General features: G+C 39.9%; 16 protein-coding genes. 3 read left to right on the top strand and 13 right to left on the bottom strand.

The annotated features are described in order from the left end of the window. Positions 1-48 precede the first annotated feature (48 nt). The 11 genes from QUF73_06455 to QUF73_06505 all read right to left on the bottom strand — a co-directional run bounded on the left by QUF73_06455 (position 49) and on the right by QUF73_06505 (position 11,211). Positions 49-687 (bottom strand): succinate dehydrogenase, encoded by a 639-nt coding sequence (locus QUF73_06455; GenBank protein ID MDM5225851.1) that lies wholly within the window; start codon positions 685-687, stop codon positions 49-51. Further along, the gene (locus QUF73_06460) at positions 669-2,027 is read right to left on the bottom strand and encodes an MmgE/PrpD family protein (GenBank protein ID MDM5225852.1); all 1,359 of its coding nucleotides are present in this window, start codon (positions 2,025-2,027) and stop codon (positions 669-671) included. The genes QUF73_06455 and QUF73_06460 overlap by 19 nt, the downstream gene beginning before the upstream one ends. Further along, entirely contained in the window at positions 2,024-2,941 is a 918-nt protein-coding gene (locus tag QUF73_06465) for a CoA-binding protein (GenBank protein ID MDM5225853.1), read from the bottom strand. The genes QUF73_06460 and QUF73_06465 overlap by 4 nt, the downstream gene beginning before the upstream one ends. Then, the gene (locus QUF73_06470) at positions 2,942-4,141 is read right to left on the bottom strand and encodes an ATP citrate lyase citrate-binding domain-containing protein (GenBank protein ID MDM5225854.1); all 1,200 of its coding nucleotides are present in this window, start codon (positions 4,139-4,141) and stop codon (positions 2,942-2,944) included. Between the two features lie 52 nt (positions 4,142-4,193). After that, positions 4,194-4,856, bottom strand: a complete 663-nt coding sequence (locus QUF73_06475) for a GntR family transcriptional regulator (GenBank protein ID MDM5225855.1) — start codon at positions 4,854-4,856, stop codon at positions 4,194-4,196. A gap of 89 nt (positions 4,857-4,945) precedes the next feature. Further along, a complete protein-coding gene (locus tag QUF73_06480; protein ID MDM5225856.1) occupies positions 4,946-6,409 on the bottom strand; it encodes a DASS family sodium-coupled anion symporter in 1,464 nt (487 codons plus the stop codon). Between the two features lie 23 nt (positions 6,410-6,432). Next, on the bottom strand, positions 6,433-7,791 hold the full coding sequence (locus QUF73_06485; GenBank protein ID MDM5225857.1) for an MmgE/PrpD family protein: 1,359 nt from the start codon (positions 7,789-7,791) through the stop codon (positions 6,433-6,435). 8 nt (positions 7,792-7,799) lie between these two features. Continuing rightward, positions 7,800-8,660: a CoA ester lyase gene (locus QUF73_06490; protein MDM5225858.1), complete on the bottom strand. Its 861-nt coding sequence runs from the start codon at positions 8,658-8,660 to the stop codon at positions 7,800-7,802. Between the two features lie 49 nt (positions 8,661-8,709). Continuing rightward, entirely contained in the window at positions 8,710-9,354 is a 645-nt protein-coding gene (locus QUF73_06495; protein MDM5225859.1) for a GntR family transcriptional regulator, read from the bottom strand. 37 nt (positions 9,355-9,391) lie between these two features. Further along, positions 9,392-10,660, bottom strand: a complete 1,269-nt coding sequence (locus QUF73_06500; GenBank protein MDM5225860.1) for a TRAP transporter large permease — start codon at positions 10,658-10,660, stop codon at positions 9,392-9,394. Next, positions 10,657-11,211 (bottom strand): TRAP transporter small permease, encoded by a 555-nt coding sequence (locus tag QUF73_06505; protein MDM5225861.1) that lies wholly within the window; start codon positions 11,209-11,211, stop codon positions 10,657-10,659. The genes QUF73_06500 and QUF73_06505 overlap by 4 nt, the downstream gene beginning before the upstream one ends. Positions 11,212-11,424: 213 nt before the next feature. Here QUF73_06505 and QUF73_06510 point away from each other — a divergent pair, with 213 nt between their 5' ends. Genes QUF73_06510 through QUF73_06520 form a run of 3 tightly spaced genes read left to right on the top strand, consistent with a single transcriptional unit; the run spans position 11,425 to position 13,503 of the window. After that, entirely contained in the window at positions 11,425-11,568 is a 144-nt protein-coding gene (locus tag QUF73_06510) for a hypothetical protein (GenBank protein MDM5225862.1), read from the top strand. After that, positions 11,565-12,545 (top strand): NAD(P)-dependent oxidoreductase, encoded by a 981-nt coding sequence (locus QUF73_06515; protein ID MDM5225863.1) that lies wholly within the window; start codon positions 11,565-11,567, stop codon positions 12,543-12,545. Before QUF73_06510 ends, QUF73_06515 begins: the two co-directional genes overlap by 4 nt. Next, a complete protein-coding gene (locus QUF73_06520) occupies positions 12,466-13,503 on the top strand; it encodes a DctP family TRAP transporter solute-binding subunit (protein MDM5225864.1) in 1,038 nt (345 codons plus the stop codon). The genes QUF73_06515 and QUF73_06520 overlap by 80 nt, the downstream gene beginning before the upstream one ends. Before the next feature lie 462 nt (positions 13,504-13,965). Here the strand turns inward: QUF73_06520 and QUF73_06525 are convergent, their stop codons facing one another. Both QUF73_06525 and QUF73_06530 read right to left on the bottom strand, forming a co-directional pair. Beyond that, a complete protein-coding gene (locus QUF73_06525; protein MDM5225865.1) occupies positions 13,966-15,033 on the bottom strand; it encodes a tartrate dehydrogenase in 1,068 nt (355 codons plus the stop codon). A gap of 2 nt (positions 15,034-15,035) precedes the next feature. Next, positions 15,036-15,617: a FumA C-terminus/TtdB family hydratase beta subunit gene (locus QUF73_06530; protein MDM5225866.1), complete on the bottom strand. Its 582-nt coding sequence runs from the start codon at positions 15,615-15,617 to the stop codon at positions 15,036-15,038. Between the last annotated feature and the right edge of the window lie 17 nt (positions 15,618-15,634).

Below are 15,634 nucleotides of genomic sequence, written 5' to 3' on the forward strand. Positions count from 1 at the left end.
ATCCCCTCTCCATTTGAAAGTTCTAGTATTTGCCATCCTGGATGGCGTTTAACTAACAAATGAAATTAGACTTCCCAATCCCAAGACAGTTAAAATAATAAACAATCCAAAGCACAGATTCCTGACCGCTTTTTGGGATGAAGGACCAATTGTTAACCCCCAAGTTATGAGAGCAGTGGAAATTCCATTTGTAAAATGATAGGTTGTGCTTAATACACCAGCCATATAAAAAATCATCATAAAAGGGTTTGCCAGATGTTCCCCAACCACCTGATGATTAACCTCATTTCCGCTGATTACAGGACTAATTCTAAGTGACCAGACATGATAAATAACAAAAATAAAGGTAATGATTCCTGTAACCCTTTGGAGCAGAAAATTTATGTTTTGTTTGTATTTATATACATGAGCATTCGGTTTGGAAATGAAGGATAGATAGATTCCGTATATAGCATGAAATAATAGGGGAATGGCTATAAATCCAATTTCAAGCAAGAGCAAAAATGGGAGATTGAGCATAAAGTGAATATGTTCATCATATTTCTCGCTTCCGAGGATAGCCAATGCATTCCCCATTAAGTGCTGTATTAAAAAAAGGCCTAGCGGGATTAGCCCCGCTAGTGAATGCAGTCTTGTAAGAACAAATCTTCTTGAATTTGAAAGAGGCGCTACTGTATTTGTTTGCACGACTCTTCCCCCGCTTCCATCATTTCAGCTGCGCTAATTTCTTCTAATTGTAAAATTGCCTGAACCTTTTCTTCAGCGTTCCATACTTTGTCTAAAGTCATAGTTATAAATTTTTGAATCAGTTCTTCCTTATCCGCAGGTTTTTCAGGATCACCCTTTGGATAATCTGTTCCTTCACTGAATGTTCTGCCATCATTCAATGTAATGACTACCTTTGCCCCCCATTTTTCAGGATAAGCATTTTCATAATAAGGATCTGCTTCAACACTGACTTTTTTCATCAACTCTATAATCTCAGGCGATTGTAAAATTTCTATATTATAATCTCTTAATGATGCAGAACCCTTTATTGCAATGAGTGCCGCGCAAAACTGGCTGCTGAATTTAGAAGCGTACACTGTATCAGGGTTTGGGTTATCTGTTATATTCAGGACAGTTTGATAGGTTTTTATTGAGATGCTCTGTATTTGCTCATGGGTGAGGGCGTTTTCCTTCATGATGTTTAAAATACAATCCATCGCTGGATGTGTGTGGCGGCAGGACGCATGGATTTTAAAACTATTTTCTATAATCTTAAATTCTTTGCCAAGATTCCTTGTAATTTTATCTGCATCATATTTCTCTGACATGGCATTAAAAAAGCCCCTTCTGCCTTCCAGTATTTTTGATGCGGAAGTGAAATCCTTTTTTGCAAGTAAGGCAGCAAGTGCGCCATTATAAGCTGCTTTTGCAGTATGCAGCTGTTTCGTGTTAGCTCCATCCTCAATAAACTCCCATAAACCGGCTGCTTGTGTGCCAGCATTTCCGAGAGCATACATCGTTTGCTCCACATTTAAGTTAAGAAGCTTAGCTACTGCTGCAGCAGAACCAAAAGTCCCGCAGGTTGCTGTGTTATGCCAGAAATAATAATGGGAAGGAGAAACAGCCTCTCCAATTCTGTAGCAAATTTCATAACCCACAGCTACAGCGGTAATTAGGTCTTTTCCGCTTAATCCATAGGCTTCAGCAACAGCTGCAGCTGCTGGAATGACCACCGTGCCGGCATGGATAATGGATGATTTATGAATATCATCCAGCTCTACAATATGGCTGGCAGCTGCGTTGACTAAGCAGGCATTGCCAATTGAAGACTTTCCCCCGGTAATAAGTGTTGCTTGTTCATTCCCGCCCCATTCTTGAGTCAATTCTAATATGGATTGAATCGGTTTTTCATCTTTTCCCGCAAGTGCTGAGCCATACCAATCCAAAATACATAGTTTGGTATACTCAACAACTTCATAAGGCAAATCTTCAAATCTAACATTACTAGCATATTCAGCTAACATTCTGGTTAATGTCATTTTACTTCACCTACTTTTGCTCCTAAAACTGTTTGTAAAACGCTAATGATATCATCATACTTCTCCACTACATTTGCACCTGAGTCTTTAAGCGCTTTCATCTTTAATGAAGGTCGGCCTGTATTTCCGGAAATCATCGCACCGGCATGGCCAAAAACAGTCCCTTCCGGCATGGATTCTGTAAACTTGCCGGCAACAAATGATATTAACGGCTTTGTAAAACCACCCTCTTTTAATAATTGGGCAGCGTCCTCTTCAAATGAGGTTCCTGGCTCTGAAAAAGTAACAACAGCTTCTGTATCATCGTCTTTTTCAAACAGAACAAGAAGGTCTTTAATCGTGGTTCCGATCAAGCTATCTCCGCCAATGCCTATACTTGTTGTAACACCAAACCCGGCCCTCTTAACCATCCAGGAGGTTTCAGCAGTCATCCCGCCGCTTCTTGATATCACTCCGACATTTCCAGGAACGAAACAGCGTTCAGGCCGATCTCCACCTATTGATCCCATCTTTATGCGGTCCTTTGGATTGATCATGCCAACCGTATTAGGACCGATGATCGTAACATTTTCTTTTCGCGCAGCGTATAGCAATTTTACTGCATCATGCTGAGGTATATTTTCTGTTGTAACAACAATCAGCTTAATTCCAATGGATATTGCTTCGAGAACAGCATCCAATGCAAACGCAGGAGGCACAACAATAAGAGTTGCATTAATATCATGCTTTTTAACAGCTTCTGCAACCGTGTCGTAAACTGGTACTCCTTGAACATGCTGTCCTCCTTTACCAGGTGTAATGCCAGCAAAAATTTTAGTACCATAGGCAAGAGTATGGCTGACAATCATAGAAGCTTCCCGGCCTGTAATTCCTTGTACAGCTAATCGAGTGTTTTGATTGATTAGAATTGACATTTAGGATACCCCTCTCATCTTTTTAACCATTTCTGCTGCTGCTTCTTCAATCGTTAAATCTTCCCCGAAATACGTAATACCGGCTTCAAGAAAAATTCTTTTTCCCTCTTCGTCATTAACTCCTGCTTCCCTCACAACAATGGGAAACGTTTCAGGGTCTACGCCTAATTCTTCAATGGCTTTTACAATTCCCCGGGCAAAGACATCGATTTGTGTATTATTGGTTATGTTGTGTGCCACAAACAGGCCCCTTACTCCTTCCTTGGAGAGGATTCCTTTTGTTAATCCCGTTACTTTTTCTTCTGGCGGATTACCTCCCGTTTCTGAGTAATTTGCAGGAGAGGCTCCTAAATTAATAAGGGCGTCAAAACTTAATAGGCTTCCGCCTCCCCCTCCGCACATAAAACCAATTTCACCGCCATCCATTTCCGTATAGCGTGCTGTTCCACGATAATCTGCGTCATTAACTTTTACCATATCCTTCTCAAGCTGGGTTAAAGGCCTCCAGGACCGTTCACTGCCTGATTCTACCTTGCCTTCAAGTTCCGGGTGGCGGTATAGCGCCGAATCATCCACACCCATAACCGAAGCCGCTGCCATCACTTTTTCATCCCTGGTAAGTACCAATGGGTTAATTTCTAAAATGTAACAGTCATAATTAAGAAAGATATTATATAATTTGCAAAGGATTGCAGCAGCTTTTCCTAAAGGCTTGCCCGTAACCCCAAGTCTGCTCCAAATTTCCTTTGACTGGTATGGATGAAGCTCAGTAAAAGGTTCAACATGATAAACTACTACTTTCTCAGGTGAATCTCTAACAAGATCTTCTACTTCAACTCCACCTTCTGTCGTAGCAATAACTACCGGAACCTGTTTTTGAGGGTCAATTGTAATAGAAACATACCATTCTTCATCAATATCAATCTTTTCCTCTATCAAAACCTTATCTACAGGAAAATTTCTAACTGTCATACCGAAAATTTCATCTGCTTTGCTCCTTGCCTCTTCTACAGTGTCTGCAAATTTGATTGCCCCAGCTTTTCCTCTTTTTCCTACCGGAACCAGAGCTTTTAATACACATGGTTTTGATAAATGATGTTCAGTAATTTCTTCACTTACCGAAATAACTGCATGGCCTGGCACAGGAACACCATGTTCTTTAAGAATTGTTTTACTAACATCCTCCAGCATTCTGCCCATATTTCATTTCTCCTTTTTTGGATATTGGATCCAATTTATAAAAAAAGGGAATTTACTTCCCTTCTTTCTTCAGGCTTTCTATTAATGATTCTCCTGTTCGGTAGATATGCTCCGATACAAGATCAGCAGCTGTTTCTTTATCTTTTTTTACAACAGCTTCCAGGATTTTTCTATGTTCTGTATTTGAGGTTTCAATTTGTCCGGTTAGAAGGTGTGGTGTTTGCTGCGGAAGGCCATTCCACAATGTGCCAATAAATGAATTAAGACGTTCCCAATTACACCTTTTTACAAGCAATCGGTGAAAGTCAATGTTATACTGTACAAAAGTGTCTGCATCATCTGCCCTCTCCATTTCGGCTACAAGCGAAGAAAGCTGGGTGATATCTTCGTCTGTTAATAAATCAACACTTTGGTAAACAGCCATTTTCTCCAATTCAGATCTTAAGGCATAAATTTCTTCAATGTCCTTAATGCTGATTGATTTCACTACAGCACCTTTATGTGGCTCCAGCTTAATAAGTCCCTCTGATTCCAGCTTTCTAAATGCTTCTCGGACAGGCATCCTGCTAACGCCCATTTTTTCTGCCAAATCTGATTGCTTTAACCTTTCGCCCGGCTTGAAATCCCCTCTGATAATCGCTTCTCTTATTACATTGCACACTTTTAAGTGGAGTGTATCCCTATTCTCAATTCGTAAGTCCTGATTCATAGACATATTTCAAATACCTTTCCTAATCCTATTTTAGTTTTAGGATACAGGATCCAAATATTATTGTCTACACTTTTCTGACATTTGAATTGATTTTACAAAAAACCGATCCAGTTCCACCACGTTACAGCCGTTAATATTGTTACAATCATCATAATAATAGTCATATAGATTCCCGGGATAATAAACTCTTTCTGCTGAATCTGGCCTGTGCTATGAACAATTATATTGGGAGTTGCTTCAACTACAAGAATATATCCATGCAGGCATGCGAGTGAGGCCGTTAGACATATTAATACCGGATCTGCGCCTGACTTGGCTGACAGCCCGATAAAAATAGGAATAAGCGTTACAACTGCTGTTGAGACATTGGCAACAGCCAAATGCAGAATTTGTGTGATAATTAAAATGGATGCAACTCCAGTAAGCGGTGAGCGAAGCAGATCAATAATCCAGCCCGCACTTAAAGTATCCCCTACAAGTTCGGCTGCCCCCGATTGATTAAAAGCATAGCCAAGCGATAAAGTTACACCCATAATGAGAATAGTATCAAAATTGATCTTTACCATGTTATCCCATTTTGAACAGCCCACACCTGGAAATGCCATTAATATGACACCTATCAGGGTTGGTATGCTTGGATGGAGTCCATGCAGCGGTTCGGTAAACCATAAACATACAATCAGAAGTAAAATTCCAATGCATTTTTTTTCATCTGTATTGATAGTACCTAACTCTTTCAGCTTTTTGTCCATTTCCTCCTTCAAATGATGAAATTCTTCATTTTCTTTTGGCAAGGGAAATGACTTGATTAATATCAGCCAGGATAAGGGAATTAAAAACAGCCATATTGGAACCGTATACATAAACCATTGTAAATAAGTTATTTGAATCCCCAAAAACTGCTTTAATAATTCTACCGTCAAGATATTTCCGATTGCTGCCGTCATGACAATCGTTCCGCTTATTGTTCCGCCAAATGCAACACCAAGCAGTATCATTTTCCGCAGATTTCCATCCTTCTTAACACCTATATGATCGAGCGCCATTAAAGCAACAGGTAATATCAGGGTAGCTCTTACAGCTACTGCAGGGATAAAAAAAGCCTGCATTTGAGGGATGAGCAAAATGCTTGCCAATAAACCTTTTGCTGTGCCGGCCCACTTTGCCAAAATCAAATATGCAAGTCTTTTAGCAAGTGGGGTATCATTTACTCCTCTTGCCAGCATCATTCCCCCTATTATCAAAAAAATGGCTGGTGAGGAAAAACCGCTGAAGATAATGTCCATGGTCACAATTTTGAATAAGAGCATTAACACTAGCAGCAGTACAGCAGTAACGCCAAGCGGTAAAGGCTCAAATGTCCAGTAAAAGACACTTAAGACTAAAAGGGCGAGCATTATTTTGGCAGAATCACTGCTTCCAGGCAGAACAGCATAGACAGATGCAGACAGAGCAGCACCCAGCATCAGGGTAAATGTTTTTGATGACCCAATGGAAGTTACCCAGGATGACTTTGGCATAAAATTCACTTTTGCCTTGGTATTCGGAGAACCCAATTTACTCTCCTTCTTTCTTTTGTCTAAATACGGCTGGCTGATTCAACTGGTGTACACAGCCGAAAAAATTCTTCCAAATCCTTTATTTCTTCTAGACGGTATACTTGATCAATAAGTAATTCTTTGGCTTCTTCACTAATGATATTTCCCGTTACATCCTTGAATTTTTCAATCAATTGCTGATCAGTCATCGGCAAATCCATACTTCCAATAGCATGTTCAACAAAATGGCTGAGTTCTCTGCCATCTTTCATTTTTACTGTTAATCTGACCTGGTCTTCTTTAATATTCTCATCTATCGTCAGCTGTATTTTTGTCCTTAAAGCCTTTACTTCCGGTTTATTAACGAAATCGTCTGTGAACTCATTCACGCCTGCTTTTAAATGAAGGAACCCTGCAGCAACGCAATGGTATACACTAAATTTCCCTTCAAGACCTGTCTTAAAATCAGTTTTGCCGGTTAGTTCTTTAACTAGAGGATGTCCTGTAATATGAATTTCTTCTACTTCTTCTGCTTTTAAGTTATTTGCTCTCTGAATGGCAATAATTCCATCAATGGCCGGATGAGTTACAATGCCGCTGGCAAATGGCTTATAGCTGTTTTTCTCAATTTCCCATTTATCTCCCCAGTTATCTGTCAGCAGTTCCATTTTAGTTTCTTCTGATAAAACATTGATAAATCCGCGCTCTGCTTCCAATGCTTGTTTAGAACTTGTAAACCCCTCGCCTGCAATGAATGCAGCAAGCATCCCATTCATCGCTGCTTTTCCGGGATGATAAGGCTTTGTCATTGTTCCAAACATTTCCCTTAACCCGGTAGGATCTGTGGCGGCTATCCCAATAGCAAAGGAAGTTTTCTCCTCGTCAAGCCTTAAGAGCTTACTCATTGCTGCAGCAGCGCCAATTCCTCCAACACTTCCGGTAATGTGCCAGCCCCGCCAGTAGTGGGAAGGGTATACAGCCAGAGCAAGTCTAGCCTGAACCTCACAGCCTATAATGAAAGCCTCTAAAACCTCTTTCCCTGTTTTTTTCTTATATTGGCTATACGCTAATACAGCAGGAAACACAGGGGAAGAAGGATGAAGAACTGTTTCGAGCAGCGTGTCATCAAAGTCATAAATATGGGAAGACATGCCGTTCAGCAAAGCTGCGAAAAGCATATCCGTCTTTTCATTTCTTCCAAGAATAGATGCCTGCGGGGTGCTTTCCATCAATTTTGAAACATTTAATACTTTGTCCATTGACTCATGATAGGCTGCTCCTATAGCAACACCGAGCCAGTTTAATAGACTTCTCTTTGCTTCATATACAGCATTTCCGCTGATTTGACCGAAATTTGTATGGTGGATATTTCTTGCAATTTGGGTGGTTACCATTTTCATCTCTCCTCCTATAAACCTGAATAGTGTAAAAGCCCTTTTGCTTTTTTATATACAGGATAATCCACTAATTTATTTCTTACTGAAATGGACGCACTCCCCTTTAGTTCAGCCTCTTCAAACGCTTCTACTATTTCTCTGGCTTCTTCCAAAACTTTTTCGTCCGGTGTAAAAACCTGATGAATGGCATTTAACTGTTTTGGATGAATAGACAGCTTGGATTTAAATCCTGAGATTCTAGCCCGGACAGCCTCTCTGTATAACCCTTCTTCATTGGATAGATCTGGATATACCGCATCCACTGGGCTGCCGATCCCTGCCGCCCTTGATGCATTAACAATTTGTGACCTTGCAAAATAAAGCTCTTCTCCTCCATCAGTAAGCTCGCAATCTATATCAAGTGAATAGTCAATTGAACCAAACACCAGCCTCGGAACCAAATAATGAGAATTTGCAATTTCATAGGCAAAGTGAACACCTAAAGCTGTTTCGATAAGGGGCAGCACCTCAAAAAAATCTCCCTTTCTGCCCGCCCTTTCAAGCAGCTCAAGCACTGTTTGGCAGATAACTTTCATATTGCTTCCGCTTTCAGCTTTCGGAACAATGATTCCCTTCGCACCTGATTCAACTGCACTCTCGATATCTTTTTTCCAATACACTGTAGTAAAGTCATTGATTCTGATATACACATCTTTTTCAGCTGGATAATTTAGCAAGTAGTTTTTTGCCCTTTCTCTAGCAATCTCTTTTTCATTAATGGCAACAGCATCTTCCAAATCAAAAATGACACAGTCTGCTGCACTGGATAATGCTTTTCCCATTATTTTTTCAGAAACGGCCGGTACAAATAAGTAGGATCGTTTTGGTGCCATTATTATCTCCTCCTTTAGGATATTGGATCCGAATTTATGAAGAAATAGCTTACTCAATTACTTGAGTAAGCGCATTCCCTGCTCTCATGATATGGCTTTCGACCAGCTGTCTCAGCATGATAGGATCCTTTAATTCAAGTGCTCTTAACATTTGTTTATGCTCTTCATTCGAAACAAACATTGTTTTTGGAATGAGACTTGGAACATGAGCTGGGTATCCCTCAATAAATTCCTTGGTCAGCAATTTAATCTTTTTCCAGTCACATCCCTTTTGCAGCAGCATGTGAAACTGATGATTATGGCTAATAAAGGAATCCATATCATTGTTTTCAATATCCTGGTCCATTTTTTCTACAAATAGATGCAGTTCTGACTTATCCTCTTCTGTAAGAAAATTCATTGATTTTTGAACAGTGATGCCCTCAAGGAGTGCTCTCAGATAATACAATTCTTCTATGTCTTCCCTTCTGAATCCAATTACCTGGGCTCCTTTATGGGGAAGAAATGCTACTAATCCTTCCCTCTCTAAACAGCGGAGAGCCTCTCTTACTGGCATCCTGCTCACGCCAAATCTTGAAGCTAATTCATCTTGAATCAATCTCTCCCCCGGTTTATAAACCTGGTTAAAAATAGATTCCCTAATCATATCTGTAACCTTTTCTTGTAATGTATGAAACTCCTTGACCTGATTCATTTAAAAACTCCTTAAACATTATAAAAACTGCCAAGAATTATTTTGCTAAAAACAATGAAATTTGCGGGAAAATAACAACTATAATAAGGGCCAATACCATAAGAGCGAAGAAAGGCAGAACCCCCCGTACTACTTCCCCTACTTTTTCCCTTGTGATTCCGCTTACAACAAAAAGGTTCAATCCGACTGGTGGCGTAATCATTGCCAATTCCATATTAATCGTCATAATGATCGCAAAGTGAATTATATTAATGTCAAACATCACTAGAACCGGAAGCAAAATTGGCAAGGTGATTAAGATAATTGCAACAGCTTCCAGGAACATTCCCAGCACGAAGAACATTAAATTAACACCAATCATAAAGATCCATTTGTTGGTTGTGCTTTCTTCAATCCACGCGGCGAAACTTTGCGGCACTTGCTCTGTCGTCAGGAACATTCCGAAGATCATAGCTGACGCAATAACCAGGAAGATCATCGATGTAATATTGATGGATTCCTTAAGTACTTCCCTGAATTTAGGAAACGACATTTCTTTATAAATGAATACTGAGACAATGATTCCATAGAAACAGGAAACAAATGCTGCTTCAGTTGGGGTTACAATGCCAGAGTAAATTCCTCCGAGGATAATAACAGGAAGAAGGAAACCCCATATAGCCTTATAGGTTTTCTTCCAGCGTACATCCATTGGCTCCTTCGGCAATTTTCCATAGTTATGAATCCTAGCATTAACAATGGCAGAAACAAGTAAAATACCGCCAAGCATTAACCCCGGGATAATCCCTGCAGCAAATAGCTTACCTACAGATTCTTCTGCAACAGACGCGTAGATAATTAATGGAATGGAAGGAGGAATCAAAATTCCAAGTGTCCCTGCTGCTGCAACTAAACCCATTGCATAGCGCTTGCTGTAGCCTGCTTTAACCATACCTGGAATCATAATGCTTCCAATAGCTGCTGCTGTTGCCGGACTCGAACCAGAGATAGCAGCAAAAATCATACATGCAAGGATGGTAACAACCGCGAGTCCTCCGCGAATATGGCCTACCCACGATTTTAGAGCTTCAATCAAATGAAAGGATATACCGCCTTTTGACATAATAATTCCAGCAAATACAAACCCTGGAATGGCCATTAGTGTTGCTGAATTTAAGGAGTTAAACATTTTTTGGATGACAGTATATAGGGTAAAGTCGATCATGGACAGAGCCACAACACTAGAAAGCCCTAAGCTGACCGCAATAGGCACTCTAATAAGGCAAAGAATGGCAAAGACCAAAAACAATACTAGAACCGGACTCATGCTCCTACTCCCTTCTGATCAGTTTCATTATTCAGTTCCTGCATTTCTTCATAAAGGTGTTCAAGTTCTCCTGTAATTTCACGTTTATCCCCAGTAAAAGCCCGATAAGCCTTCACAATAAAATAGAGACCCAGCAAACTCATTCCCACAGGCAGAACAAGATACGTAATCCAAATAGGAATTCCGACATCGATGGTGGTCATCCCCTGCTCCTTTGAAAGCGTTATCAATTCAAGGGATGAAAAAGCAAGATAAAAGGAGAAGCATGCTCCAATAATATTGCTGATACCTGCAACGATTTGCTTTAGTCCTTTTGGCAGCATATCAAACAATAACTCTACCTGAATGTGACGATTGTCCTTCAAAGCCATTCCAAACCCGAGAAAAATAGACCAAACGAGCAGAAATTCAAAAATCTCAGTGACCCATGCCTGCGGTGCATTCAACACATATCTGGTAAATACACCATATAAACTGACAACTACTCCTCCTATAAATAGCAATCCTGCTGTGCCTTCTTCGATGCGATCTAGCCATTTAAAGAGCTTCATACAATCAACTCCTTTTCTGGGATTGTATCCAATCCATGCTTGGTTACTTTTTCAATATACAAGAAATAGAAATAAAAATAAACAGAAAATTTTATTTTTTTATTATTTTTTGTGTATTCACAATATTCTATTGGTTTGTTATACTATTTTTATCATCCTGTATCAACACCTCGTCAAATTTGTTTTGTATCCAAAATCCAAAAAGGAGGTCGAATGGTGTTTTTAAAAGAAAGTACTTTGGCACTAAAGAAAAAAACCTCTTTAGTCAATGAGAATCTGGAAAATAATGCTCTTGACCAAAGAAGAAAAAAGGTTCCCTCTTTACATATGGGGCATAAGGGAGATGCTCTTTTATGAAAGAAACTATTGGCTTTATCGGACTGGGAAAAATGGGTCTGCCAATGGCAAAGAATCTCCTAAAGAACGGATACCATGTTTTTGGGTCAGATGTGAATGAAAACGCATTAATCGAACTCCAGGCATTGGGCGGCAATACCGGCAGCATGAAAGAATGGATTCATAACGTGCAGTACATTGTGCTAATGCTCCCTTCTTCTGTAATCGTTAACAAAGTAGTAGAAGAAATCATAGCCGCAAAAGCTTCCGGTATTTTCCAAGATAAGGATTCTCTCATGATTATTGATATGAGCAGTTCTTATCCGGCTGATACGAAAGAAAATAGCAGAAAACTTGTACCCTATAATATAGGCTTTGTTGATGCGCCTGTAAGCGGCGGAGTTAAAAAAGCAGTTGATGGAACATTGACGATTATGGCTGGCGGATCAGCTGATCATTTTGATAAATGTAAGCGTTTGCTATGCGCCTTGGGCAGCAGCATTTCTTTAGTTGGGCCATCCGGAAGCGGCCACTTAATAAAAGCAATTAATAATTACTTATCAGCCACCCATCTTTTAGCATCTTGTGAAGCTGTTCAATTGCTGGAGAACTTTGGTGTGGAGCCTGATAAGGCAATCCATGTGATTAATCAAAGCACCGGCAGGAGCGGCTCTACAGAATACAAGTTCCCGAGTTTCATTTTGACAGAAACTTATAATTCCGGATTTTCTCTTGAATTGATCAAAAAAGACATTGGCATGGCAAATCAGCTTTTTAAAGATGCAGATGCTGCTACTTCACTGCCAGAGATCGTCTATCAAAAATTTAGTGAAGCAAGCAATGCCTTAGACAAAGAAGCTGACCATACAGAAATTAATAAGTTTGTATCAAATTATTTATTAAAAAGGGGGATTATAAATGATAAAAATGAAGAAGTTGTTCCTGGCAGCTCTGGCTCTGGTAATGATGTTCGCCCTGGCGGCGTGCGGCAATTCTGAGAAAACTGAAGGTTCTGGCGGCGGTGCTGAAAGTGATGGAGTCCAAGAGATAACAATAAAAATTGCTCACGTAGTAGCTGAAAATACCCCTAAACATCAAGGTGCACTAAAAATGAAAGAAGTCATTGAAAAAGAGTCAGACGGCAAGATTAAAGTACAAGTGTATCCTAACAGCTCTTTATTTGGCGATAAGGATGAATATCAGAACCTTGTTGCAAACAATGTTCAATTCATTTTGCCTGATATGTCCAAGCTTGTTGGTAACGACTCTGGATTCAATATCCCTGCAATGCCTTTCCTATTTGAAAGCGATGAAGCTGCTAATGCGTTCTGGGATGGGGAAAAAGGGCAGGAAATCTTTAAGCGTCTGGAAAAAGACGGAGTACTTGGGAAGGCTATGTGGCCAAATGGCGCAAAGCACATGACTAATGATAAAAAGGCAATCAAGAAGCCTGAGGATTTAGATGGGATGAAAATCCGTACTCAAGGCGGACAATTGCTTGAAGAAATTTATGGTGAATTAGGAGCTGGGTCTGCTTCTATTCCTTTCGGTGAATTATATACTGCCCTTCAGCAGGGAACTGTTGATGGACAGGAAAACACTTTCAGCAATATTGAATCGAAAAAGTTTGATGAAGTTCAAAAGTATATGACGATTATGGGGCATACCCGTGTTGACTATGCTTTGCTGACTAATACAAAATTCTGGGATGGCTTAAATGAGGAAACAAAAGCAATCGTACAAAAAGGTGTTGACGAAGGAACAAAGCTGGCAAGAGAATCTGCTAAAAAGCTTAATGACGATGCATTGGCAAAATTAAAAGAAAATGGGCAAGTTGAAATCAATGAGCTTTCTGATGCTGAAATCGAAGAGTTCAAGAAGACTCTTGAACCAATTTACAATGAGTGGGCTGAAAAAATCGGCAAAGATATCATTGAGGACGCAGAAAGCAAATAGAACTGCTTTTTTAATAGTAAGATTCAAAGGGCAACCGCACCAATTATGGAGCGGTTGTTTTTTTAAAATATTCAAAGACATGTCTATCAATTATGTACTTTAAATATAGACTCCCTTTCTCACTCAAAAAGAAAGAGCATGGAGAAATCCTTTCCGGCAAGAACTTTATAAATAAAAAAAAGCTGGGTTACTGATTATAATTGTTTTTTCACCCTGTTGTTTGGAGCGGGAAGCAATCGATCCCTGAAAATGCTTTCGCTCGTGAGGTGCTCATTTGTGAAGCTTATTCAATGTCCTGAGTGCGGATTAATAGGTAACTATCAAGCGCAAAGCGACGGGGAACGCCGGACCCTCTCTTAAGCTTGAAGCCATGAGCATAATTCAACAGTAAATATACAAACCCTACAATAAATAGAATCCCAGATTCAAAAACTGGGATTCTTTTATTACGATATTTAAGATTTAAACTGAAACCGCCTTTTTAAGCCGTCTGCATATCTCGTCTCCAACCTCTTCTGTTGAAGAAGTTCCTCCAATATCAGGAGTCTTAATACCATCATTTGTGACGTCCTCTATAATATCAAGCAGCTTACTGCCCAATTCCTCTTCACCGAAGTGATCCAGCATCATTTTAGCAGTCCAGATTTGGCCAATTGGATTAGCTATTCCTTTTCCTACAATATCAGGAGCAGATCCATGAACCGGCTCAAACATGGATGGATACTTTCCATTAATATTGATATTTGCTGCAGGAGCAATCCCAATGCTTCCCATAATTGCGCCACCAATGTCGGTTAAAATATCGCCAAATAGATTGCTTGCTACAATGACATCAAAAATTTGGGGACGTGATACAAAAAATGCGGCAAGTGCATCAATATGGTAGGAAGCCGTCTGCACATCCTGATATTCTTTCTTGACATCATTAAAGACTTCATCCCAGAACGGCATAGAATGGAAAATGCCATTCGACTTGGTAGCTGATGTCACATGCCCCCTTCTTTTCTTTGCCAGTTCAAACGCATACTGCATTGCTCTTTCTGTCCCTTTTCTGGTAAAAACAGCATTCTGGATGGCGAGTTGATCCTCACCTTTGTGAATTCTTCCTCCTACTTCACTATACTCCCCTTCACTATTTTCCCTTACCACTATTAGATCAAAATCATTTGGATTAACCAGAGGGGATTTAAGGCCTTTAAAATATTTTGCAGGGCGAATATTAATGGATTGTTCAAATTCCCTTCTGATTTTAATTAACAGGCCCCACAAGGCAATGTGATCTGGCAATAAAGCTGGGTTTCCGATGGCACCAAGAAAAATAGAATCGAAGTTTTCTAATGTTTTTAATCCATCATCAGGCATCATCTTACCATGTTCCACATAATAATCACTGCTCCATGGAAAGGATTTAAAATCAAATTTAATTCCGCCATGCACTTCCGCTACAGTTTCTAACACTTTTAAAGATACAGGAACTACTTCCTTTCCGATTCCATCTCCAGGTATTACAGCAATTTCATATTTTTTCATTTTTAAACAGCTCCTTTATTTGTTTTTTGATGATAATTTTCATATTTTGCAATCTCCTGCTGATATAAATCGTCTCCGTTTGAATCGTAAGCAACCAGCAAAGGAAAATCCTGAACTTCTAATCTTCTAATTGCTTCAGGCCCTAAGTCTTCATATGCAACCACCTGGACAGCTTTTACTCTCCTGCTTAGAATGGTTGACAATCCACCAATCGCTGCAAAAGAAACTGCGCCATGTTTCTTGCAGGAATCCTTCACCATATCTCTCCTTGGTCCTTTGCCAATCGTTCCGACAACGCCATATTCGTACATTGCGGGTGCGTATGGATCCATCCTAAATGCAGTGGTAGGTGCCACAGGTCCTATTACCTGACCAGGCTTTGGAGGACATGGACCTGCATAAAAGATGACTTCCCCTTTTAGTTCCACTGGCAAAGGCTTATTATTTTCAAGCAGCTCTACCATTCTTTTATGCGCAGCGTCTCTGGCCATGAAAATCGTTCCTGTCAGCAGTACAGTATCGCCGATTTTTAATTTTTTTATATCTTCCTTGGTTATAGGTGTTTGCAGCCTGTATTCCGGCAATCGAATCCCTCCTAGAT

Origin of the sequence: Cytobacillus sp. NJ13 (assembly GCA_030348385.1) — a bacterium.
Classification (GTDB): Bacteria; Bacillota; Bacilli; order Bacillales; family Cytobacillaceae; genus Cytobacillus.